The sequence below is a fragment of the Clostridioides sp. LIBA-7678 genome (assembly GCF_056716065.1).
The window spans coordinates 1860152-1885736 of record NZ_CP196987.1; the positions used below are offsets into that span (position 1 = coordinate 1860152).

A 25585-nucleotide genomic window follows, 5' to 3' on the forward strand; every position below is an offset into this window, starting at 1 on the left:
AATATAGTAAAATAAAAGAGTAATAAGCGGATGTGGCGGAATTGGCAGACGCACTAGACTTAGGATCTAGCGCCATTGGCGTGGGGGTTCGACTCCCTTCATCCGCACTCTACAGTACTTAGTTGTGCTGAAAAAAACTGGGATTGCTGGCTTTCGGAGTGGGCTATCCCGTTTTTATTTTTTGATAAATCGAATATAATATGAATATATTTCTAAGGATATTTTATTAATAAATATAAAAGCACATTGAGTGCTTTTTTTGTTGTTTAAAATTACAATTACATATAAATTCTTAGATATTTGTCAATAAGATAAAATCTTATTTTTCACAAAGATAAATTTGCAAACGATTCTATTGCATGTATAAATATATCTTTAACATAATATAGTAAATTACAATATAACTTTACTTTTAGTGTTTTATATGACATGCTAGTAATAAATTAAATAAATATATTATTTTACATTAATATATAACATATATGTATAAAAGTTAATATTATAAAAGTAGTATAATTGATAATAAAAACTTAACAAAAAAATTAATACATAAAAAAAAATAAATATAATGTGTTGACATTTAATTGAAATATTCATACAATAAAAATGAAAATAAATATTTCCAAATGAGATTAGCGAGAGAGATCTTTATATAAAAAGGCGCCGAAGAAGCAATTTAAGAAATGCCAATTCTTAGAGAAACTTTCAGGCAAATATATCGCTAATTGATGGGACTCTGGAGAGACTTAGGTTAATAGACTATAAGTCACCGAAGAAGCAAAATAATATTAAATTATTAAATCTTTCAGGTATACAAACAGGGATATATAGGCTAGGATTATTTTCTATGCTGATATATCTTTTTTTTATGAAAAAGTACAGGACATAATATCAAAATTACTTAAATATAGTGGGTCTAAATTTATAGGGAGGGTTATATATGAATGAATTGAAAAGAGTACCTTTGTATAATATACACAAAGAGCTTGGAGCAAAACTTGTTGAATTTGCTGGCTGGGAAATGCCTTTAGAATATGAAGGAATAAATAAAGAGCATGAAATGGTTAGAAAAAGTGCAGGTATATTTGATGTATCTCATATGGGAGAGGTACAAATAAAAGGTGCAGATTCAGAAAAATTTATACAAAATTTAGTTACAAATGATATAAGCACATTAAAGATAAATGACATTATATATACACCTATGTGTTATGAAAATGGAGGAGTAGTTGACGATTTATTAATATATAAATTTGGTGAAGAAGATTATTTATTAGTAATAAATGCAGGGAATATAGATAAAGATGTAGCATGGATAATAAAACAAAGTGAAGGATACCATGTAGATATAAAAAATGTTTCTAATGAAGTTAGTCAACTAGCAGTTCAAGGGCCTAAAGCAGAAGAAATTCTTCAAAAAATCATAGATATAGATTTAAAATCAATAAAATTTTATAAGTCAATTCCATCAACAAAAATATGTGGTTTAACTTGTTTAGTTTCAAGAACAGGATATACTGGAGAAGATGGATTTGAGATATATTGTAAAAGCGAACATACAGAAATAATTTGGAATGAAGTTTTAAAGGCTGGAGGAGAAGACATATGTCCTGCTGGTTTAGGCTGTAGAGATACTTTGAGATTTGAAGCAGCTCTACCTCTGTATGGCCATGAAATAAATGAACATATATCTCCAATTGAAGGAGGCTTATCAATTTTTGTAAAAACAAACAAGGAAGGCTTTGTTGGGAAAACAATCTTATCAGAAGAAAAAGAAAGTGGAGCTAAAAGAAAATTAATAGGCTTTGAGATGCAAGGTAAAGGGATGCCTAGAAATGGATACGATATAAAGATTGGCGACAAAACAGTAGGTTTTGTAACAACAGGATGTGCATCCCCAACAACAGGAAAAATTTTAGGTATGGGAATTATAGATTCTGAATATGCAAAATTAGGAAATGAAATAGGAATAGCAATAAGAAAAAAAGTTGTTCCTGCGATGATAGTTAAGAAACCTTTTTACAAAAAGCAATATAAAAAAGATAATACTATATCAAATGAAGAGAATAAATTTTCATATATACCTGCCACAAGTGAAGATAAATCAAAAATGCTAAAGGTAGTAGGATTAAATTCAGTTGATGAATTATTTTCAGATATACCAGATGAAATAAAGTTAAAAAGAGATTTGAATTTAGAAAGTGGGAAATCTGAATTAGAAGTAAGTAAAATAGTAAAAAGATTGTCAGAAGAAAATTTAAGTTTAGAAGATTTAACTTGTTTTCTTGGAGCTGGTGCATATGACCATTATATACCATCAATTATAAAACATATAACTTCAAGATCTGAGTTTTATACAGCATATACTCCATATCAAGCTGAAATAAGTCAAGGGACTTTACAAGTAGTGTTTGAGTTCCAATCTATGATTGCAGAAATTACTGGTATGGAAATTGCAAATGCATCAATGTATGATGGGGCAACTGCTGCAATAGAAGCATGTATAATGGCTATGAACCAGACGAGAAAAAGTAAAATAGTAGTATCAAAAACTACACATCCTGAAACTTTATCAGTACTAAAGACTTATCTGCAATATAAAGATTGTGAAATAGTAGAAATTGATTTTTGTAATGAATATGGAATTACAGATATAGAAAAATTAAGAGCTTCAGTAGATAAAGATACAGCATGTGTTCTTATACAGACTCCTAACTTCTTTGGAATTATTGAAGAAATGGAAGAAATAGAAAAAATAACTCATGAAAATAAGGCTATGTTAATTATGAGTGTTGACCCAATATCATTAGGTGTTTTAAAGACACCAGGTGAAATAGGAGCAGATATTGTTGTTGGAGAAGCTCAATCATTAGGAAATCCTATCAATTTTGGAGGTCCTTATGTAGGATTTTTGGCTAGCAAATCTAAGTATACAAGAAAAATGCCAGGAAGAATAGTTGGGCAAAGTTTAGATACAGAAGGTAAAACTGCATATGTACTAACTTTACAAACTAGAGAACAACATGTAAGGAGAGAAAAAGCAACTTCTAATATATGTTCAAATCAAGCCTTAAATGCTCTTGTAGCCTCAATATATATGGCTACTATGGGTAAAGAAGGTTTTAAAGAAGTTGGCATGCAATCTATGAAAAAAGCACATTATGCTTATAATAAACTTATACAAACTGGGAAATATAAGCCAATGTTCAAAGGTAAATTTTTCAAAGAATTTACTGTACAAGGAAATCTTAATGTAGAAACTATAAATAATAAACTTTTAGAAGAAAATATATTAGGTGGTTATAATTTAGAACACAATTATCCAGAATTAAAAAATTCAACTTTACTTTGTGTGACTGAGAAAAGAAGCAAAGAAGAAATAGATAAGTTAGTTGGAATAATGGAGGGATTATAATGAAAGAATATAATAGTTTGTTGATAGATATATCTAAAAAAGGTAGAAAAGCATATTCACTTCCAAAGTTAGATATAGATGATATAAAAGTAGAAGATATGATTGACCAAAGTATGGTTAGACAAAGTGAATTGAATTTGCCAGAAGTTGGTGAATTAGAATTGGTTAGACATTATACCCTATTATCGAATAAAAATTTTGGAGTTGATACAGGTTTTTATCCTTTAGGTTCTTGTACTATGAAATATAACCCTAAAATAAATGAAGATATGGCAGCACTTCCAAACTTTACAGGAATGCATCCATACCAATCTTCAGATACAGCACAAGGTTCTCTTTCTTTAATGTATGACTTGTCAAGTAGACTTGCAGAAATTACAGGTATGGATGAAGTCACACTACAACCTTCAGCAGGTTCACATGGAGAATTTACAGGGTTAATGATTATAAAAGCATACCATGAAAACAGAGGAGACCATAAGAGAACTAAAGTAATAATTCCTGATTCTGCACATGGAACAAATCCAGCAAGTGCAGCTATGGCAAACTTTGATGTGATTCAGATAGCATCTGATAAAAATGGAGCTGTAGACATAGATGCATTAAAAGAAGTCTTAAGTGATGAAGTAGCAGCTCTTATGCTTACTAACCCAAGTACTCTTGGATTGTTTGAAAAAAATATAAAAGAAATAGCAAGCCTTGTACATGAAGCAGGAGGGCTTTTGTACTATGATGGTGCAAATATGAATGCTATTATGGGAATAACAAGACCTGGAGATATGGGATTTGATGTAGTGCATCTTAATCTTCATAAGACTTTTTCTACTCCTCATGGTGGAGGAGGGCCAGGAGCTGGTCCTGTTGGAGTTAAAAAAGAATTGGTACCTTTTTTACCAATACCAGTGATTGAGAAACAAGAAGATAAGTATGTATTAAATTATGATAGAGAAAAATCTATTGGAAAAATTAAAAACTTCTATGGTAATTTTGGAGTGCTTGTAAGAGCTTACACATATATATTAACTATGGGAAGAGATGGCCTTAAAGAAGCAAGTGAGATGGCAGTTTTAAATGCTAATTATATCAAAGAGAGTATAAAAGATAATTATATCTTACCAATAGATACTTTATGTAAACATGAGTTTGTATTAGGTGGATTACCAAGAGGAGAGGCAAATATAAAAACTATCGATATAGCAAAGAGACTTTTAGATTATGGATACCATCCTCCAACAATGTATTTTCCTCTTATTATAAATGAAGCACTTATGATAGAGCCTACAGAAAGTGAAAGCATTGAAACATTAGATAGTTTTATAGAAGCTATGAAAAATGTTGCTAAAGAGGCAAAAGAAGAGCCAGAGCTATTGAAAACTGCTCCACATAATACTTTAGTTAAGAGAGTGGATGACGCAAGAGCGGTAAAGAAACCTATACTTACATGGTCACAAAGATAAAAAATTAAAAATAAAAATTGTAAATATAAATAAATTTGTATTTATAAGAAAAAGCTATCTGACTTAATATAGTCTAGATAGCTTTTTTATGTATTGATATGTATGGTATTTAGCACTGAAGTTTTAAATTAAGTTAGCATCCATATAGAATGTTAGGATAATGATTATAATACCAATATTTATAGGTTCTATAGAAATTTATTTTGGGACAATTTATCTACTTTTTAGATTAAGAGAAACTTAACTAAAATATATCGAAATTTATAAAAATTTAGGAAATCTTAAGAATTATAATATTTAAATCTTTAGATTTATATTTTATTATATAAACTATAGAATAATAAAATAAAAAAATTGATACTTTTATAATATATTTGTAGCTTTAAGTATAAAAAAATCGTTAAGTTGAAAGGAGTAGAATATGGATAATATTAATTTAAAAAGGTATAATTGTGATATAAATATGGGGTTAAGCAGTAGACAACTTCAAAGTAGAATAGATGATAATTTAATTAATGTATTTGATAATGGAAAAACTAAAACATATAAACAAATTCTTAAAGATAATGTGTTTACACTTTTTAACTTGATAAATATTGTTTTAGTATGTCTATTAGTATCAGTTGGTTCTTTTAAGAATACTCTATTTATATTTATTGCTGTAATTAATACTATTATAGGGGTAATTCAAGAAATAAGAGCTAAAAGGTTGCTGGACAATCTATCTGTCATAGTCTCAAATAAGGTATCCGTTATAAGAGAAAGAGAGAAAAAAGAAATTGATGTACAAGAATTGGTACTAGATGATATTATGATTTTAAAAACAGGTAATCAAATTTGTGCAGATTCAAAAGTTTTAGATGGAAAATTAGAGGTAAATGAGTCTTTAATTACAGGAGAATCTGATATTATTGTAAAAAACAAAGGTGATTTCTTATATTCTGGTAGTTTTATAGTTTCTGGAGAAGCTTTTGTGAGAGTTGAAAATATAGGTAAAGACAACTATGCAAATAAGATAGCTAATGATGCTAAGGTTTCTAGAAAACATAACTCTCAACTTAGAAATTCATTAAATACAATATTAAAAGTTGTAGGTATAATAATTATTCCTCTAGGAATTATATTATTTGCAAAGCAACATTTTGGAAATGGAGATTCTATAACAACATCTGTAGTAGGAACTGTGGCAGCTGTAAATGGAATGATACCAGAGGGATTGACACTACTTACAAGTATTGCATTAGCTGTAGGAACTTATAAAGCTTGCAAGTCATAAAACTTTAGTGCAGGAGTTATACTGTGTAGAAACTCTTGCCAGAGTCGATACATTATGCCTTGATAAAACAGGTACAATTACAGAGGGTAAAATGCAAGTTGATGATGTAGTAATGCTAGAGAAAGTAGATATTGATGATATAATGGGCAATATATGTAATGCCCTTAAAGATGATAATGCAACATTAAATGCAATAAGAGATAAATACAATATTTTAGATACATATAAAGTTAAAAATTTAATTCCATTTTCATCAGAAAGAAAATACAGTGGAGTATCCTTTGAAAATAAAGGGACATATTTATTAGGAGCATTTGAGTTTATTTTTAAGGAGAAATATAAAGAGTTTAAAGCAGAGGTTGAAAGATATTCTAAAAAAGGTAATAGAGTAATAGTTTTAGCTCATAGTAATTCTTGTATGGAAGGAAACAATATACCTAAAGATATAAAACCACTAGCTTTTATATTGATACTGGACAAAATTAGAGATGAAGCTAAAGAGACATTAGAATTTTTTTATAATGAGGGTGTAGATATAAAAATTATATCTGGAGACAATCCAATAACAGTAAGTGAAGTGGCTAGAAAAGCAGGTCTTAAAACGGCTAGTAATTTTATTGATGCTACAACACTTAAAAATGATGAAGATATATATGAAGCTGTTGATAAATATAGTGTTTTTGGAAGGGTAAGTCCACAACAGAAAAAACAAATGATTTTAGCACTAAAAAAACAAAATCATACAGTAGCTATGACTGGAGATGGTGTAAATGACGTGTTAGCACTTAAAGAAGCTGATTGTAGTATAGCAATGGCTTCTGGAAGTGATATTACTAAAAATGTTTCTAATTTAGTATTACTGGACTCAAATTTTGCATCAATGCCAAAAGTTGTTATGGAAGGAAGAAAGATAATTAATAATATTCAAAGAGCATCTTCTTTATTTTTAGTAAAGACAATTTTCTCATTCTTCTTGTCTATATTAACATTATTCTTCTTTAGTAGACAGTATCCATTTGTGCCTATACAATTATCACTAATTGGAGCTGTGACAGTGGGGATACCATCATTCTTCTTAGCTCTTGAAGCAAATAAAAGTAGAATTTCAGGAAATTTTTTACTCAATATATTAAAAAATGCCTTACCAGGAGCATTGTGTGTAACAGTAAATGTAATTATTGTGTACAACATAGTTGAATACTTAGGTTATAGTTCAAGCGTATTTTCTACAATGTGTGCGATATTAACTGGTGTATGTGGTCTTTTAATATTAAGACAACAATGTTTACCATTTAATAAAGAAAGACTATTTTTAATTGTAAGTATGACTATTGCATTTGTTATTGGAATTTTGTTTTTAGGTGGATTATTCTCATTTGTAGCATTGAGTAAAGACTTAATTCTTATAACTATAACATTAGCAGTATTAATGCCAATTATGATAAAAGTAATGCTATTCGTATTAGATGAGATATTAGATACAATAGTTCCAGATTTAAATTAAATTTAAGAATATATAAAAAAGAGCAGTTTTTAATTGAACTGCTCTTTTTAGATGTGTTTTATTTTATGTAAGAATATGTATGTTTATTAATCAGCTATATATGAGCAACAGTAGTCAACAACTTCATTAACTTTTAAATCGAAACTTGAATCACTAGGAACATTAAACTTCTGCCCTTCTTTATAAGTTATAAACTCATTACTTCCAGGTAATTTTACATCCATACTTCCAGCAAGCATTTCCATTATTTCTTCTTCTCTAGTAGAAAAAGTATATTCTCCAGGTAACATTAATCCTAAAGTTTTTCTTTCTCCATTAGGAAATATTATTACTCTACTACTTACTTTACCATCAAAATAAACGTTTGCCTTTTTTACTGCAGTAACATTTTTAAATTCACTCATTAGATAAAACCTCCAAAATTATTTATACATATATATTATATAAAAATAACACAAAAATTACTAGATATTTACAAATAAAATTTAGTATTTATTAAAAATTTTAATATAAATAAAAAATAAAGAAAAATAATATATAATATTAGGACTTTTTAAAAGCTTATAATCTTACAAGAGAGTAATTAAATCTTTAATAATTTGAAAATAATAAGATATGAAATGAACAGATTATTCAATAGAGGTTGTGTATCTTCTAACAGCTACAGTTATAATTGTAATAAGTTTTATTTTTTACAATAGATTATTTCAATTTAATAATTTTGATATTCTTATAAAACCAATACTACTTATTTTAATATCATCAGTATTATTTATGAAAATAAAGTTGCAGATAGGATGGGTAATCTTAAGATTTAGTGTATGTAAAGCGTACAACAAAAGTAAAAGTAAAGTTTAAGGTTACCTACCAAAATGAGTTATTAATTTTATAAAACTATAGGTATTCTGCTTAATATCTGGATACATGTAGATAATCTTAAATGCTAAGAGGGGATTATATTAAGGAAAATAGTATTAGTAAAAATATGTTACATTCACTAATACTATAAATAAGCTAAAAAGAGTGTATTTTAACCTATAGTTTTGAGTTTTAAAATACACTCTTTTATTAATTGTAGTCATATAAATGAAACGGATTATATGGACAAATTTTATATAATTAAAATTTTTATTATAATTCTATACTAGGTTCTTCAATTAATTTTCCACATACATATCTATGAATGATATTTCTATCATCACCAACATAGATAAACCTTTCAAGTCTTTCAAGTATAGAATAATTGGCATGATTCAAATCTGAATCATCAATAATTAATGCATCAAAATCATAATCTTCCTCAAAACTACCAACTTTTCCAAAGAAACTTCCTCCACTTTTTGTTGCAATATAAAAAGCTTCAGATAAAGATAAGAAATTACACTTCTTACCAGAATTTACCCAATATAATTTAGATAATTGTATTGCAGATACTATGGCTTTAAATATTGACAAAGTATGCCCACCACTTATATCTGAACCAAGAGCTAATTTAATATTATTATCAATTAATTTTCTAATAGGCATAGCTCCACTACCAACATTAAAGTTAGAAGCTGGGCAGTGAACTGCCATAACATTATTTTCTCTCATTAAATCTATTTCTTCCTGAGAACAATGAATACAGTGAGCCATTAGTGTAGGAGTCTGACCAAATAAATTATATCTATTATAAGCATCTCCATAAAATTTAGATTCAGGTTCTAAACTTTTAACCCATTCGATTTCATCATGATTTTCAGATAAGTGTGATTGCATAGGAATATTATACTTTAAACATAAATCACCCAAACCTTTTAAAAGTTCACTTGTACAGCTTGGTATAAATCTAGGGGTTATTATTGGTTTTACAATAGAATCTGTATCATTGTATTTGTTTATAATTTCTTCTGTGTCAGTAATAGAATCATGAGTATTTTCTAGTAAAGTGTCAGGGCAATTCATATTCATATTTACTTTACCAACGTATGCTCCAAGTCCAACCTCTTTGAATATATCCATAAGTTTCATAGACGCTTCTTTATGTACTGTAGCAAATACAGTTATTCTTGTAGTTCCAAATTTCCAAACCTCTTTCACAAATTTTCTATACATTTTTGTTGCATATTCTATATCTGCATAATTTGATTCTTCTGGAAATGTATAAGTTTCAAGCCATGGTAGAAGTTCTTTATCCATAGCCATTCCTAGATTTTTAAATTGAGATGCATGACAGTGAAGGTCATTCATGCCAGGTATTATAAGTTTGTCAGTGTAATCTATTATTTCTGTGTTTTTATATTCTTTAGGTATTTCTTTAAAGATTCCTTTTACTTTACCTTTATCTAGTATTATGTAACTATTTTCAAATACTGTGAAAGCATCTGAAGTTTTTGTGAAAATTATATTTCCTTTTATTGCTTTTAACATATAAGTCTCCTTAGTTTTAAATTTGTTAATTTTAATATATGTAGGTCATATTTTGGTTTTATAAATTAAAATTTTACCATATGTATTATATCAAATCTAAGATATAAATTCTATTGTATAATATTAAATAGTAGTTAAATACAGTTGTTTGCTAGAACATCCTAATATACATGTTACTGACATTTAGCCGATATTTAGGAAAAATATGATATTAACTGATACAAAACTGAACATTATTTAAAGATAACCTTGTTTATATTATCAGATGCTTCTTTATCCATTTCATTTAAAATGTGAGAATATCTATTCATAGTTAGATAACAAGTATATTACAGTAATAGCATTATTAGTACTTAGGATAGGTTTTTAGTGTGGATGTTAGTATTAAATTCTAGTAGAGTCTTACAAGGTGTAATTTATGGAATATATCTGTAGCTGAGAGAATTAATTCAAAATTTTCAAAGTTAATAATCTTAACAAGTTGTATATTTTGTCAGCCAAGGTTTATTTTAAAAGCTTAAAAAGGGTAATGAAATATTTAATAAGTAATAATAGAAGATATTAAAAAAGAGTGCAAAAGCACTCCAATTGTGAGAAATATATACATGAAATCATTATTACAACAATGAAAAATGTACATATAAGAGACGTTTTGTATTTATCTTACATGATAACCTATTAATGTTAAATAAATGTTCATCATAGTAACATAAAAGAAAAAAGGAGTAATTCATACTCCATTTGTCAAAAATATAAAACTTTCATATAAGGTTATTATAACATAATTAATAAAAGTGTAAAGATATATAATAAATTTGTAAAGCTAAAGATAAAAACATAAATCCTAGTTTAAAGGATTTATCTCAGATTGTTGACTAATAGCTTCTTGGTTTGATAAAACTTAAGAAGCTATCTCGATTTTACCATAAGCTTTTTTAAGACTTAAAAGATTGGTATTAACAAGCTAAATTTACAATAGGGTTACTTACTAATATACAATCAGCTATACCCAAAATGCCCACCTTACACCAAATCTATCTTCAAATCTTACAGTGCATGGACTGTAATCTGTGGATTGTATTGGGTTAATTGTAATACTTTCAAACTCCATATTTGAATAAGCTCTTTTTAACTCATCTTCATTATCAAACTGGAGACATAACTGATATCCTCCAGACTTTGAAACTCCATCACTATTACCAAAATCATTTAGTATGAGCAATCTATCATGAATTGTTAGTTCTGCATGAACGACAAGACTTGAATTGGAATCCTCAATGAGCGTTTTAACATCAGCATATAGTGCATTCTTATATAGCTCTATCGCCTCATTACAATTTCCGTTAAAATATATATGAGTTATGAGCATTAAAATCCCTCCTGTGTTTTATATTATAATATCATTTACATTATACGACTAAATGTTGTCTGCATTATATCATAATCAATTTAAAAAGGCTATCGACAGTTTTATGTTGATAGCCTGATGCAAAATCTTAGTTTAAAGAATTTATATTTTTGTATAAGAAATAATTATTCTATTTTTAAACAATATTTTTAAACTGGATAGTAATTTATTATTACTGTTTTTAATGTTTTTTCCCCTTGATTATGGTATGTATGTACTGATTCAGCTGAAAAACAAATAGAGTCATTCTCTTTAAGTTGATAAACGCAATCATTTGCTTCTAATTTTAATTGTCCTTCTAGAATCATAATGTATTCTTGTGATTTTTCAGAATGACCAACAGATGTATAACTATGACCCTCTTCTAATTCCATTTGAAATAACTCAAAGTTTCTAGTTGGTGTATTAGGATAATAACAATAAAGACGATAATCTTCATTTTCTGAAACTTGTACATCTATATCAGCTTTTGACACAATAAAAGTTTCGTTTTGAGGTTGATCAAGTATCGCAGTATATGGAACATTTAATCCACTTGCAATTTTCCAAATTGTATTTACTGTTGGATTAGAGTCGCCTTTTTCAATTTGTGATAACATGACCTTACTTACACCAGATAATTCTGCAAGTTGACCTAGACTTAGGTTACGTTCATTACGTAATCTATTTAAATTTTTAGCAATAATAGTATTAATACTCATATTAACTCCTTAAAATGTAAATTATTGACAAATATAATTTACGAATGTATAATTTATTTAACGTTATTTATAATTTACAAAGGTATAATATAATGAACGTTAAGTATACTGTACATCCGTAATATAAATTATAATGCATAAAGGATTGTTTTTCAATGGATGTTAGTTGAGAGATTAAGGGGGAATTGTAATGCATGTACTTAATAATGTTACAGAAGCTATAGGCAATACTCATATGTTATGTTTATCTAAAATAGCAAAGGAATTTGGAGTTGAAGGTAATATCTATGCAAAGATGGAATATTTAAATCCAGGATTCAGTAAAAAGGATCGTGTAGCATTACAAATGATTACAGAAGCAGAAAATGCAGGGTTATTAGTTCCAGGTCAAGCAGTTGTGGAATTAACAAGTGGCAATACAGGAACAGGATTAGCAATAGCTTGTGCATGTAAAGGTTATAAATTTATTGCATGTATGTCAAAAGGAAATTCTATGGAAAGAGCAAAAATGATGAAAGCTTTAGGAGCAGAAGTAGTTCTTGTAGACCAAATGCCAAATTCAGTTCATGGACAAGTATCAGGTGAAGATTTAGCACTTGTAGAAGTCGAGGCTCAAAAAATAGCAAAAGAAAGAAATGCATTTAGAGCAGACCAATTCAATCTAGAAGCTTGTAACCACGCACATGAAAGTTATACAGCAGAAGAAATGTGGGAGCAATTAGATGGAAATATTGATGTATTTGTAGATTTTCTTGGAAGTGGTAGTACTTTTGCTGGTTGTTCAAAAACACTTAAAAAACATAATCCTTCTATTAAATGCTATGTGGTTGAACCTGCAACAGCAGCAATTTATTCAGGTAAAGAAATAACTGACCAAGGGCATAAAATACAAGGTGGAGGCTACTCTATGGATTTGCCACTAGTAGACAAAAAACTTATTGATGGATACATTCAAGTAACAGATGATGAAGCAACTGATGTAGCAAGAAAATTAGCTAAATTAGAGGGTGTCTTTGCAGGTTTTTCTTCTGGCGCAAATGTATGTGCAGCAATTAAGTTATTACAAAGTACAGAAAAAGGGAAAAATATAGTCTTGACTCTTAATGATAGTGGTCTAAAATATTTAAGTACTGATTTATACGAAGAATTATAATAATGTTAGAACAGTGATATATTATTCCTTAAATTAAATATATAGATTTAAATTATAAAAAGCATCTCAATATAGTTTTTGAAAATTATAAAGGAGATGCTTTTTATTTTACAAATATAGAGTGCTATAGGAGTAATAATAAAAATAGTGGGAAATGAATCAATATGTAAGAGGGCATATACTGTAACTATTTTCTTAGATTGTATAAAATTAGACATAAGTATAAATAGATAAAGCTATTCTTATTTAGTAAGCTTTACCTATTATAACTAATTAAAAAAAGTAATCTTGTAGATGCAAATTAGTTTTTGAAAGAAATTAAATTCTGAAATTAGATTTATACTTTAGAAATATGAAGGTATATAAATTTGACTAGATAATAGAATCAATTATTAGTATAAGTGTATTTTATACTACATTTTAGATTCTTCATCTGTTCTCTCAATTTTAAAAATAACAGGACGAATACCATCATTGCAAGAACATATAGCAATTCCTTCTTTATCTATCCAATCTCCATAGTAAAACAATTCACTACCATGAGATAAAGCAAATACATACTGATACATTGCCTTCCATGCTTCATCACATAATTTCTCAGGTTTAGCAAAATCTCCAAAAAATACTTCTCCTACTTTATGCATAGGGCATTTTACAATACCTTCACATCCATATTTATCTGCTAAATCTTGATGGAATGTAGTTTTTATAACTTCTATTTTACATTTTTTCATAAAAATCATCTCCTTATATATTTGTTTATATAAGTATATGTTCTATTTTATGTTTAAACAAGTACTTACTTTTAAGTAAAGTACTAACGTTTGGGAGAGTACTCTTAATATAGAACTTAGTTATACACAAATCTACAATCGTGTAGATAACATGAAAATTAGTAAATTATTGACATTAAGATAACTTGTATTAAATGAACTTTAAATAAACTAATTCATAAAAATAATAAATAAAAATATAAATAAACATAAAGAAAAGATAAGAATTTTGTCTAGTTATACATTTTTATTGACCAGTTATGCAGTTGATATTGAATATTCTAAATATTGGTGTTATTTTATAGGTGGTTTAAACATACTAGGGGGATTTTATAGATGTTATTTGTATGATTTATAGAGAATGTACAAAATAGTAAAAATTTAGGCTATATTTGATGAGATTACAGAATATATGTATAGAAAAATGCTCATACATTAAGTTAGGTATAAGGAATGTATAATTTGTATTGGATGATTTATTTTTATATGTATGCTTTTAACTGTTTTAATGAAAAAGTAAAGATGTACTCCCAATACATCTTTACTTTAGCAGAAGTTATAGTTACTTATAAAGTACAAAAAAATTATATATTTATTAAGGTAGGTAAATCCAAAAAGGCTTTCCTAGGAAAAACTTAATTTTAATTATATCGACTCACTAATAATAAAACTTGATGTAAGCATGTTTCAACTACAGTTTCTCCATATTCTGATATAAAATCATCTAATTGTGTATCTAAAAAATTACAATAATCGTATGAACTACTTATATAAGCAGTTAATATATGTGTACATTTGTCTATTTCTCCAATAAACATATTATTCATCCCCCTAAAAAATTTAGTAAAATCAAAAATTGTATTTTAGTAACAAAATAACAAAACTTATAAAATTTTTTAGTACTAGTTCCTATAACTCTATAAAACCAAATCTTCCTAGTTTTACCAATTTAGTTTTATTCTACAAATATATAATACTAGAAGATGCTTTATTATTCAACATGCTTGTTTGAAAATGAAAAATATTATGAAATTATACTTATTGCTTTTAAAAGAAAAACTAATGATAAATAAGTCTATATTCAATTATTTATATTAAAAATTGTGATTTGAAATTAACTAGTTTAATTTCAAATGGGTAAATATAAAAAGTAGCTGGATAAAATTTTTAAAACAAAAGAGCAAAATAGAAAATTTATTTTACTATTGGTAAAAATTTTTAAGGCATATATAATAAAAAAATATATAAAGTCTTTATAAACAACAAAAGATATAGAGAATTGTGCATAACAATTCTTTATATCTTTTTAATATATTTAAAAATTTTATAACTTAATAAGAAATTTAGAAATACACATAGAGTAAATTTTATTAATTAATATTAAATAAACTAGATAAAAGAATAACTATTTAATAATCTTTCCACAATAAGGACAGTAAGAGCCACTCTTTAAAAGTTCCATCCTTGAATCTAGACAATGATTACAGTTTGGACAACGGTAAAATTGCCACTCAATAAAAATACCAAAAAGAATAAAAATAATTGAAAACATATAATTTCCAATAAAAATAATAAAGGCAGCTGCAATGATAAACATGCTGATGGATGCTAAAAAGCTTATTTTCAACTTTGTATAAATATCTATATTTCTCATATAATCACCAACTTATTTTAAATTTAATCTTACTAATAAAAGTATAGCAAGTCTCTTACAAAAAAGAGAATCTAAAAGATTACAATAAAAAATAAACATATTACAAGCTATTTTATAAAATAGTAAATTTAAAAGCCTACTTTTGATGAGTTTCAATAAATCAAATAATTTAAGCTTTATTTAAGGTTAAGACTATATTGATATAAGATTCAAGTTTTAATATATATGTGTAATCAAAATAATTTAGGAGGATTAGTACATTGGTAAATTGGGAAATGAAAAAACTGATTAAATCTAAAAATATGTTTATATCTTTAGGGATATTAATGTTAATACTATCAATCAATATCTTTGTTAAACCTGTTTTAGAGACGGAAAATTATTATATAGATAAAGAAAGAGGGCGTATAGAAGATACAAGAAGTAGTGATGATATAGGTAATTATAAATTTCAAAATAAGATTAATATTTTAAATCAACTTTCAAATCAAAAAGATACAGATGTATTTTCTAAAAAAATTAAGTCAATGTCAAATATCAAACTTTATAATTTAAGTGTGAATCAGTATAAAGATGTTAGTTTTTGGAAGGTGTTTAATTATAGAGCTACAAATACACTTATAAATGTAGGGATGTTAATTACTATCGCTATAATTATCTCAAATATTTATATAGACGAAGTGGTTTCTTCAGTAAGAGATATCATACTATCATCAAAAGAGAAGAAAAAAGCATTAAAGTCAAAAATAGTTGTTGCTTTATTAGTTCCACTAATAATTTATTCTGTTTATTTGATTGGAATATTCATCATAACTTGTATGCGACAAGGTATGCCAACTAATGGAGATTTAGAAGCTTTCAGAATAGTAGATAACATAGCTACTTTGAAATCAAATTTAAGCATAATAAATTATGTGATATCAAATATAGGTATTGAGCTTTTAATGTTTGAAGGATGGGCTATGATAGCCATATTAGGTTCATTTATAAGTAAATCTTCAATAACATCAATAAGTTTTTTTATATTTATTATAGCTATAACTAAGATAATGTCAGTAATTCATGTATTACCTAAAAAATTACTTTTAGTTATTTCTACTGTAAATTATTATGATTTGATATTTGGATTTAATAAAATAATAGGAAATTATCTAGGAGAGATTATGATATTTAAAATGCATATAGATATTGTTAATCTATTAATAGGGTTTTTGATAGCAATATTCGTAGGTGCTATGTCATTATGTTTCTTAGTAATAAAATCAGATTATATAAGTAAATAAAGGAGAGTTAAGATGAATAAGTTAGAAATAAAAAATCTTTCAAAGATATATGGTAAAAAAGTAGTAAATGATAATATTACAATAACGCTAGAAAATGGAGTTTATGGTCTTTTAGGACCCAATGGAGCAGGAAAATCTACTTTAATGAAACAAATAACAACATTGATAAAACCTAACAATGGTCAAATTTTCTATAATGGTAAGGATATATTTAAGATGGATGATGATTATAGAAACATTTTAGGATACTTGCCACAAGAATTTGGAATTTATAAAAATTTTACAGCAAAACAATTTTTACAGTATATAGGGGCATTAAAAGGTTTAAAGGGAAAAGATTTAGATAGTAATATAGATGAATTATTGGAATTAGTAGGACTTTATGATGTAAGAAATAAGGCTATAGGAAAATTTTCTGGTGGTATGAAGAGAAGAGTTGGTATAGCACAAGTTTTATTAAATAATCCGAAAATAATAGTCCTTGATGAGCCAACAGCTGGTCTTGACCCACAAGAAAGAGCTAGATTTAGAAACTTAATAGCTAAAATATCTAGAGATAAGATAATAATTCTTTCTACTCATATAATTTCAGATATAGAATCAGTTGCAAAAGAAACAATAATGATTAAAAATGGTAAACTTCTAGTGAAAGGAACACACAAAGAAATATTAAGTCACATGGAAAATAAAGTATATCATATTCAAGTTGAAAATGAGTGTGAAATTGATAAAATTCAATCTAAGTATAAGGTTATAAGTATTCAAAGTGATGTTAATTCAATAGTACTTAGAATAGTTTCAGATGATATTCCAACTGAAACTAATACACAAGCAGTTCAAGCAAAATTTGAAGATGTATATATGTTTTACTTTGATTTAGAAGATGCAAAGGAGGTATAGTATAAATGATGTATTTAGTTAAATCTGAAATGATAAAAATATTAAAATCAAAAAGTATTTGGATGGTTTGGTTGTTTCTGCTATTTTTTGGTTTTGTTCTGATTAGAAAATTTGATGTTTTAGATACGTACTCAGATATATTTTACAAGATAGAAGGTTCTATACCTTTAATAGGTTTAGTAATGTTTATAATAACTTCTGGAAATTATACAAAAGAATATGATTCTAATATGACTGGTTTAATAAATACAACTAAAAATGGGAAAAAATCAGTAGTATTATCAAAACTAGTAGCTAATGGTTTAATTTTGTCTATGATTAATATTTCTTTTATACTATTAGTAGGAATTAGAGGGTTTAGTTTTTTTGACTTTAAATATTTGGATGAACCAATTAAAAACTTATGGTATTTTGGAAATAGTAATTTAAATCTTACAGTAATCCAAATGTATCTTATTGTTATAGTAACAACTATTTTGGCTTCTTTTATATTTGCACAAATAGGTTTAACACTTTCATCTATATTTAAATCCTCTATAATACCATTTATACTAGGTGGATTGATAATGGCAATACCATATTTTAGCGTAGGTTTTATTCCAGATAAAGCCATAAAATTTATGTCAATAACTCCAAACTGGATTATGATGAGTCAACAAATTGTTAGATACAATGTACCAAATACATTGATAGGTTTATCAATAGTAATCTCAATTACATTAATGATAATATTAACCCAAATAACATATAAAAATTTTACATCAAGTGAAAGATTTTAACCAAAAATAATAGTAACTTTATTTATGTATTAACCTATTTTAAAACAATATAAATAAATTTTTAAGAAAATGTATGCTAATATATAGGTAAATTATAATAGGAGGTTATTTATGGAAAATAGTATTTTAATAATAGATGACGAGGTAGAAATATTAAAACTTTTAGAAACTGTATTAAAGAAAGAAGGTTTTAATAACGTATATGCTGCAAAAACTAGAATAGAAGGATTAGAAATATTTAAAAATATTAACCCTGATTTAATTATACTAGATATTATGTTACCTGATGGAGAAGGTTATGATATTTGTAAAGAAATAAGAAAAAACTCTAATTCTCCAATAATATTTTTGTCAGCTAAAACAGAAGAATTAGACAAATTACTTGGACTTGCAATTGGAGGAGATGATTATGTTACAAAACCATTTAGTCCTAAGGAAGTAGCTTTTAGGGTCAAAGCTCACTTAAGAAGATTAAGTTATTTTAATGAGAGCCAAAATGGAAGTGTGGATTTAGACAATGATAAAGAAAAAATTATATCATTTGGACCATATAAATTAAATGAAAGTAGAGCAGAACTTATAAAAGATGGGCAGTCCATAGGATTATCCGCAAAAGAATTAAAAATATTATCTTTATTTGCACACAATCAAAATCAGATTATAAGTAAAGAGAGATTATGGGATAAGGTGTGGGGAGAAGATTATGTGGGTTTTGATAATACTATAATGGTTCATATAAGAAAGATTAGAGAAAAATTGGAGGATAATCCCTCAAAACCAGAATATATTTTGACAATAAAAGGTCTTGGATATAAATTAGCAGTAAAGGAAGATTAGAGTATGAGATGGAAGATTACTAGAAACTTTATGCTCACAATCGTATTTGTAGTTATATCAGTAGTTATTATAAATATAATTTCTATACTGTATGTTGTTTCAACTAATAGTTTTTTTAAAGCTGTGGACTCTAAAAATAATCCTGAAGAATTTGTACGTTCTTTTGAAAAAGATTTATATGAAAAAAATGGAGTGCTTAGGTTATCAAAGATTGGAATTGATAAACTAGAAAAATCAAATTCTTGGTTACAAGTTTTAAATGATTCAGGTGAAGAAGTTTATGGAATGAATGTACCAAAGGATACTCCTAAAAAATATACGCCATTTCAGATGGTTAATAATTACAAGTATAGAGAAACAAATTACATTAATTTTATTTTAGAAAAAACTCTAAACAAAAAACATTTAAATGTAATAGTTGGTATGCCTAGTAGAGATACATCAAGAATAATTTTAACTTATTCTAACGATAGTATTAAAGAAACTTTAAATAAAATCATTATTATAACACTTGTGATTGATGGAATGGTAGCATTGGGTGTTGGCTACTTATTTAGTAGAAAGCTTACAAAACCAATATCAAGTGTGTTATGGAGTGTTGAGACTATGGCCAATGGAAATTATAGTTTATACCTTAAAGATAGAGGTATATATGAAGAAGTGTTTGCAAATATCAATATGTTGGCTTATACTTTAAGAATAAATGAAGCAGAGAGAAAAGAAAATGAAAAATTGAGAGAAGAATGGCTAGCAAATATAACACATGATATAAAAACTCCTTTATCATCTATACAAGGATATGCAGAAATAATCAATGACAAAGATTATGAGTTTGTAGAAGATGAATTACGAGAGTATACGGAAATTATATACAATAAATCTAAGTATATAAAAGATTTGGTTGATGACCTAAATTTATCTACTCGACTAAAAAATAATAATATAGTTTTGAATAAGAAAAAAATAAATTTAGTTGGTTTGGTTAGAAATATAATAGTGGATATTTTAAATGATAATAGATATAAAAATAGGTATATTGAGTTTGAATGTTATGAAGAGTCAATAGAAGTACACGCAGACCCAATATTGTTAAGAAGAGCCATAACTAATCTTATATTTAATTCAATAGTTCATAATAGTGAGGATACTTTGATAGAGATAAAAATTATAAAAAAAGATAATATAGAAATTATAATAAAAGATAGTGGAGTTGGGATAAGTGAAAATGATTTAAAACATATTTTTGAGAAATATTACAGAGGTACCAATACAGGCGAATTGCATAAAGGTTCAGGGCTTGGGATGGCTATTTCTAAAGAGATAATAGAGATTCATAAAGGAAATATTTATGTAAATAGTAAAATTGGAGTAGGGACAGAAATTATTATAGAAATAAATCAAAATTAGGGGAGAATAATATGAATTTTTTTAAAAAAGGAATAAATGGGTTTACTATTAAGATTTTGGCATTAATATTTATGACATTTGACCATATAGCAGCATTTATGCCAGAAACAATGCAAATACCTATTTGGTTTCATTGGATAGGTAGAATATCAGCACCTTTATTTACGTTTATGGCAGTGGAAGGATTTTATCACACTAGTAACAGGAAAAAGTACATAACTAGGTTGTATATTTGGTCTGTTATTATGGCAATAGGAAATCAAATAATTAATAGTGTATTTCCACATCCAGAAGGGGTAATAATTATAAACAATATTTTTTCAACAATATTTTTGATAGCAATTTATTTACAAGCAATAGAATTTATAAAGAAATTTAGAAAAGAAAGAGAAGTAAAATATCTTATTATAGGGTTAACAATGATAATAGCCCCTATAATATTAGGAATATTTATAATAACTATACTTTTCAAATCATTTAATGAGCTTCTAGCTTTATTTATGACTTTAGTACCAGTACCATTTTTAGTAGAAGGTGGACCAATTCTTATTACACTTGGAATTATTTTTTATTTGTGTAGAGAGAAGAAACTTAATTTAAGTATTTGCTATATTTTAATGTGTATCTTTGTATTTATAACAATGGCAAATGGAGATTTTAGTTTAAAAAATTCTACTTTACAAAATTACCAATGGATGATGGTTGCTTCTCTACCTTTCATGTTGCTTTACAATAGAGAAAAAGGTAAGAGTATGAAATATTTATTTTATTTATATTATCCAGCCCATATATATGTGTTGTATATTTTAGGGATATACTTAATATAATTTTAAAATATAAAATGTGTGTATTAAAACACTTCTGCTTAAAAATAACATTGGATATAAGTATAATATTACTGAAACTTGAAACTTTTTAATAAAAAATAATAAAACAGAGATTTGATGTATACACTTAATAACTCTGTTTTATTATTTTTTGTAATATATATTTTTATTTATAGATTAGTACTTTCATTTTAACAAATTCCATTATATTTTCATTATCTATTTTATAAAATTAGTCATAACTTTCTCTTCATATTGTGGTTCTTTAATTCCAGATTTCTTACCAGCTGAAATACATTTAAGAAGCCATGCCATATTTTCGCCTAAAGTTCGCATAGTTTGTAAGCCTTCTTCATCCTTCATAACATCTTCTGGTGTAAAACCATGTACCTGATTCCAATACTGTGATGATACAATAGGCATATTGCTAATTGAAAAATATTTGTTGAGTTGGTCAAATGTTGCGGTTGCACCACCACGTCTACAGGATACAATTGAAGCACCTAATTTTGTAGCCATGCGACTCCCAGCTATGAAAAATAAACGGTCAAGAAATGAAGTTAATTGACCACTTGCACTAGAAAAATAAACAGGAGAACCAATAATGATACCATCAATATTATCAAGTTCCTCAACTAATTCATTAACCTTATCATCACAAATACATTTTCCAGTTTCGAAACAAGATGAGCAAGCAATACATCCTGGGATTGCTTTTTTACCTAAATACAGTATTTCTGTTTCAATATCATGTTTATTTAATACTTTAGTAATCTCAGTTAATGCTGTATAAGTACATCCATATTGGTTTGGGCTACCATTAATCAATAAAACTTTCATTATAAATTTCCTCCAATAAACTTTATTTAATAGATTTTCACCTATATATTATACTTCCTATTATCAAATTGACTTTCAATTATTCTTACACTATAATTTTATTATAAATTATCTTAAAAACAAGTACGCACATTTTTGTTCAATACTAACCAAAAGGAGAGTGTAACATATGGGTATAGATTATATCTCAAATACAGATTTAAGTGAAACAGGATTTAGCTATACACTTTCATTGATTAATGGCAAATATAAAATGATAATTCTTTATTGTCTTGTAGAATTTAAGGTTGTCAGATATAACGCATTAAAGCGTTATATAAATACAATTTCCTATAAAACCTTGAGTTTATCATTGAAGGAATTGGAGGCAGATAACTTGATTATTCGTACTGAATATCCTCAAATACCTCCTAAGGTAGAATATAGTCTATCTGAAAGAGGAAAATCTTTGATTCCAATTCTAGATGCAATGTGTGAGTGGGGAGAGAAGAATAAACTTTAATTTTATATTGGTATGTATTATAAAAAGACTGTAAGTAAATATCTAAACAAATTTACTTACAGTCTTTACTTGAATAACTCTTATTTGAAATTTATAAAAATATTCAAAGAGTCATTATGAAATTTCACCACCAATTTCCTCTATATCATTTTTATAGATAGTACAAGCTTCCACAGCTAATTCTAAGCCTTTCACTATTTCTTCTAGAGACATAAAAGGTGTATTCTTTTTATCTATTATCTGTGAAGTCATATATGGTATGTGTATAAAGCCACCTCTTATATTAGGATATTTTTTATCTATCATGTAAAGAATTCCATACATTACATGATTACAAACAAATGTACCTGCAGTGTTTGAAACACTTGCTGGAATTTTATTTTCATTCATATGCTTTACCATAGCTTTTACAGGTAATTTTGAAAAATATGCAGGTTGACCATCTTCTTTTATAACAGTATCTATGACTTGGTTACCTTCATTATCTTTTATTCTAAAGTCATCTACATTTATAGCTACCCTCTCAGGAGTAATATCAAATCTACCTCCAGCTTGTCCAACTGATATTACTATATCTGGATTGTGCTGTTGGATAGCTTTATCTATAGCTTCAACAGATTTTGTCATAACTGTTGGTATAGTTATTTTTATAATTTCTGCGCCATTTATATTATCATTAACCCTTTCAACTGCTTCTTGAGCTGGATTTATTGGTTCTCCACCAAATGGGTCGAATCCTGTTAATAAAATTTTCATTATTTTACCTCCTAATTGTATTAAAATCCTAAAAAATACATTACTAATATGTGAGCTATAATTAATACTAAAGCAACTGGTGCCTGGTATTTTATAACAATGTAGTCGTTTTTGCATTCAAGTAAAGCTGCTGGAACTATATTAAAATTAGCAGCCATTGGAGTAAGTAAAGTTCCACAATATCCTGCTGTTAATGCTAGTGCTCCAATTATAGCAGGATTTCCACCTTGAGACAATACGAAAGGAATTCCAATTCCTGCTGTTATGACTGAAAACGCAGCAAATGCATTTCCCATTATCATAGTAAATATAACCATACCTAATACATACGCTATAACACCAAATAATCTGTTATCAGCAGGAACTACACCAGATATCATATTTGAAATGACTTCACCAACTCCAGCTTGAGTAAATAGAGCACCTAATGCAACCAAAAGTTGTGGTAACATACTAGCAGGTCCCATTTGCTGAAGTAATCTTGAGCCATCTTGAACTGATGTAGTAGGCTTTGCTTTAGTTATTATAAGAGCTGATATTAATGCAATTATTGAACCCACACCTATTGCGAACTGTGAAGAATTGTCAAAATTAGTAAGGCTCATAGCCACAACTACTGCAGCAAATGCTAATATTAATGAGGGTATAAATATTTTATTTTTAAGTTTATATGCTTGTTCTTTCCCAAAATTCTCATTCGGTTCTTCATATTTTGCAAATACAACTTGTTTGGAAAGTGTCAAAAAACTAGATAATATTAGAATTATTCCGATTATATTAGCTGGAATCAGTCTACCAAATATGAAGGGTAATGATATCAGTATCCAAAATAATGATGTACCATATTTCTTATTGTTATCTATTGTAGTAAAAGACCTATATGCTATTACAACCATCAGAAAACCCATCAGTGCATAAAAAACTTCTAATGATATATTTATAAAATTTTGCATTTTTATTCCTCCTAAATAAATCTATCTCTTGTGACTCTTATTTAATTTCTTATCATATAAAGTAAATTGAATTGTAGCAACTACAAGTGCTATTACTGCCATTATAATATTGGCCTTTACAATGTTAAGTCCAGTTACATTGTATCCGAACTGAGTCAGTGTAGAAGCTATAAGCAATACTCCACTACTACCTGCAAATAGATTTTGACCATAAAAGTTTCCATAGTTTTCTGATGCAGCAGACAATGCTTTTATAGCTTCTTCATCAGATTCTTTTAGTTCGTCACTATTACTTAAACCAGCAGCTTGTGCCATAGGATTAACGAGTGGTCTCACAAACTGAGGGTGTCCACTCATTCTTATTGATAGAGCACCAGCTACTTGTCTAGCTATCATATATATAGTAAGTACTTTTCCTGTTGTAAGTTTCTTTAATTTTTCTATTAAGGAAACAGCTCTTTGTTTCAATCCATATCTTTCTAACACACCAATTACTGGTAATGTTAGTATGAATAATGATACACCTCTGTTTGAAACAAAAGAGTCACCCAGGATTGTAAAGATTTGATTAAAGTCTAATCCTGCAACAATTCCTGTTGCTATGCCTGCTAATAATACAGTAAATAGTGTATCCATTTTAAGTATAAAACCAATTACGACTATCAAGATACCAATTAATTTTATCATGAATTATTCTCCTTCCATTTTTCTATATTTTAAATTTAAATTAGGTTAGTAAATAAAGATAAAC

General features: G+C 27.2%; 22 protein-coding genes, 1 tRNA gene and 2 riboswitches. Of the genes, 13 read left to right on the forward strand and 10 right to left on the reverse strand.

The features are described 5' to 3' along the window. Positions 1-26 precede the first annotated feature (26 nt). From ACTG46_RS09000 to ACTG46_RS09020, 5 genes are all read left to right on the forward strand, one after another. A tRNA-Leu gene (locus tag ACTG46_RS09000) sits at positions 27-107 on the forward strand. A gap of 519 nt (positions 108-626) precedes the next feature. Beyond that, positions 627-731, forward strand: a riboswitch (glycine riboswitch). A gap of 3 nt (positions 732-734) precedes the next feature. Further along, a riboswitch (glycine riboswitch) is annotated at positions 735-823 on the forward strand. 117 nt (positions 824-940) lie between these two features. Continuing rightward, positions 941-3415, forward strand: coding sequence for an aminomethyl-transferring glycine dehydrogenase subunit GcvPA (gene gcvPA, locus ACTG46_RS09005; protein ID WP_407812206.1), 2475 nt, complete (start codon positions 941-943; stop codon positions 3413-3415). Then, entirely contained in the window at positions 3415-4872 is a 1458-nt protein-coding gene (gene gcvPB / locus ACTG46_RS09010; protein ID WP_054270136.1) for an aminomethyl-transferring glycine dehydrogenase subunit GcvPB, read from the forward strand. The genes gcvPA and gcvPB overlap by 1 nt, the downstream gene beginning before the upstream one ends. Before the next feature lie 421 nt (positions 4873-5293). Continuing rightward, complete coding sequence (locus ACTG46_RS09015; RefSeq protein ID WP_479923965.1) at positions 5294-6148, forward strand: HAD-IC family P-type ATPase; 855 nt, start codon at positions 5294-5296, stop codon at positions 6146-6148. Positions 6149-6155: 7 nt separating this feature from the next. Then, a complete protein-coding gene (locus tag ACTG46_RS09020; RefSeq protein ID WP_479923966.1) occupies positions 6156-7652 on the forward strand; it encodes an HAD-IC family P-type ATPase in 1497 nt (498 codons plus the stop codon). 86 nt (positions 7653-7738) lie between these two features. On the opposite strand, the gene ppnP is transcribed toward ACTG46_RS09020, so the two are convergent. From ppnP to ACTG46_RS09040, 4 genes are all read right to left on the reverse strand, one after another. Further along, positions 7739-8056, reverse strand: coding sequence for a pyrimidine/purine nucleoside phosphorylase (gene ppnP, locus ACTG46_RS09025; protein WP_054270138.1), 318 nt, complete (start codon positions 8054-8056; stop codon positions 7739-7741). A 727-nt stretch (positions 8057-8783) separates the two neighbouring features. Then, complete coding sequence (locus ACTG46_RS09030; RefSeq protein WP_219673110.1) at positions 8784-10061, reverse strand: amidohydrolase family protein; 1278 nt, start codon at positions 10059-10061, stop codon at positions 8784-8786. A gap of 1003 nt (positions 10062-11064) precedes the next feature. Further along, on the reverse strand, positions 11065-11430 hold the full coding sequence (locus ACTG46_RS09035; RefSeq protein ID WP_479923967.1) for a VOC family protein: 366 nt from the start codon (positions 11428-11430) through the stop codon (positions 11065-11067). Between the two features lie 188 nt (positions 11431-11618). After that, positions 11619-12170, reverse strand: coding sequence for a helix-turn-helix domain-containing protein (locus ACTG46_RS09040; RefSeq protein WP_054270148.1), 552 nt, complete (start codon positions 12168-12170; stop codon positions 11619-11621). Between the two features lie 190 nt (positions 12171-12360). Here ACTG46_RS09040 and ACTG46_RS09045 point away from each other — a divergent pair, with 190 nt between their 5' ends. Continuing rightward, positions 12361-13323 carry a PLP-dependent cysteine synthase family protein gene (locus ACTG46_RS09045; RefSeq protein WP_479923968.1) on the forward strand — a complete coding sequence of 321 codons (963 nt, stop codon included), beginning with the start codon at positions 12361-12363 and terminating at the stop codon, positions 13321-13323. Positions 13324-13736: 413 nt separating this feature from the next. Here ACTG46_RS09045 and ACTG46_RS09050 read toward each other — a convergent pair whose 3' ends face one another. Together ACTG46_RS09050 and ACTG46_RS09055 are read right to left on the reverse strand one after the other, a co-directional pair. Further along, positions 13737-14057: a TIGR04076 family protein gene (locus ACTG46_RS09050; protein ID WP_479923969.1), complete on the reverse strand. Its 321-nt coding sequence runs from the start codon at positions 14055-14057 to the stop codon at positions 13737-13739. Positions 14058-14737: 680 nt separating this feature from the next. Further along, positions 14738-14914 carry a hypothetical protein gene (locus ACTG46_RS09055; protein ID WP_009889562.1) on the reverse strand — a complete coding sequence of 59 codons (177 nt, stop codon included), beginning with the start codon at positions 14912-14914 and terminating at the stop codon, positions 14738-14740. Between the two features lie 1096 nt (positions 14915-16010). Here ACTG46_RS09055 and ACTG46_RS09060 point away from each other — a divergent pair. From ACTG46_RS09060 to ACTG46_RS09085, 6 genes are all read left to right on the forward strand, one after another. Then, a complete protein-coding gene (locus tag ACTG46_RS09060; protein ID WP_479923970.1) occupies positions 16011-17033 on the forward strand; it encodes a hypothetical protein in 1023 nt (340 codons plus the stop codon). 12 nt (positions 17034-17045) lie between these two features. After that, positions 17046-17933 (forward strand): ABC transporter ATP-binding protein, encoded by an 888-nt coding sequence (locus tag ACTG46_RS09065; RefSeq protein WP_479923971.1) that lies wholly within the window; start codon positions 17046-17048, stop codon positions 17931-17933. A 5-nt stretch (positions 17934-17938) separates the two neighbouring features. Further along, a complete protein-coding gene (locus ACTG46_RS09070; RefSeq protein ID WP_054270153.1) occupies positions 17939-18712 on the forward strand; it encodes an ABC transporter permease in 774 nt (257 codons plus the stop codon). A gap of 111 nt (positions 18713-18823) precedes the next feature. Then, positions 18824-19549: a response regulator transcription factor gene (locus ACTG46_RS09075; protein WP_479923972.1), complete on the forward strand. Its 726-nt coding sequence runs from the start codon at positions 18824-18826 to the stop codon at positions 19547-19549. Positions 19550-19552: 3 nt separating this feature from the next. Next, the gene (locus ACTG46_RS09080; protein WP_479923973.1) at positions 19553-20956 is read left to right on the forward strand and encodes a sensor histidine kinase; all 1404 of its coding nucleotides are present in this window, start codon (positions 19553-19555) and stop codon (positions 20954-20956) included. A gap of 11 nt (positions 20957-20967) precedes the next feature. Beyond that, complete coding sequence (locus ACTG46_RS09085) at positions 20968-21783, forward strand: TraX family protein (RefSeq protein WP_479923974.1); 816 nt, start codon at positions 20968-20970, stop codon at positions 21781-21783. A 219-nt stretch (positions 21784-22002) separates the two neighbouring features. Here ACTG46_RS09085 and ACTG46_RS09090 read toward each other — a convergent pair whose 3' ends face one another. Beyond that, complete coding sequence (locus tag ACTG46_RS09090) at positions 22003-22623, reverse strand: flavodoxin family protein (RefSeq protein WP_479923975.1); 621 nt, start codon at positions 22621-22623, stop codon at positions 22003-22005. A gap of 169 nt (positions 22624-22792) precedes the next feature. Here ACTG46_RS09090 and ACTG46_RS09095 point away from each other — a divergent pair, with 169 nt between their 5' ends. After that, complete coding sequence (locus ACTG46_RS09095; RefSeq protein WP_054270158.1) at positions 22793-23125, forward strand: winged helix-turn-helix transcriptional regulator; 333 nt, start codon at positions 22793-22795, stop codon at positions 23123-23125. Positions 23126-23239: 114 nt separating this feature from the next. On the opposite strand, the gene pcp is transcribed toward ACTG46_RS09095, so the two are convergent. The 3 genes from pcp to ACTG46_RS09110 are packed head-to-tail and all read right to left on the reverse strand — an operon-like array spanning position 23240 to position 25521. Then, positions 23240-23881: a pyroglutamyl-peptidase I gene (pcp, locus tag ACTG46_RS09100; protein ID WP_054270159.1), complete on the reverse strand. Its 642-nt coding sequence runs from the start codon at positions 23879-23881 to the stop codon at positions 23240-23242. A gap of 20 nt (positions 23882-23901) precedes the next feature. Further along, a complete protein-coding gene (locus ACTG46_RS09105; RefSeq protein ID WP_479923976.1) occupies positions 23902-24834 on the reverse strand; it encodes a DUF979 domain-containing protein in 933 nt (310 codons plus the stop codon). 21 nt (positions 24835-24855) lie between these two features. Continuing rightward, entirely contained in the window at positions 24856-25521 is a 666-nt protein-coding gene (locus ACTG46_RS09110; RefSeq protein ID WP_054270161.1) for a DUF969 domain-containing protein, read from the reverse strand. Positions 25522-25585 lie beyond the last annotated feature (64 nt).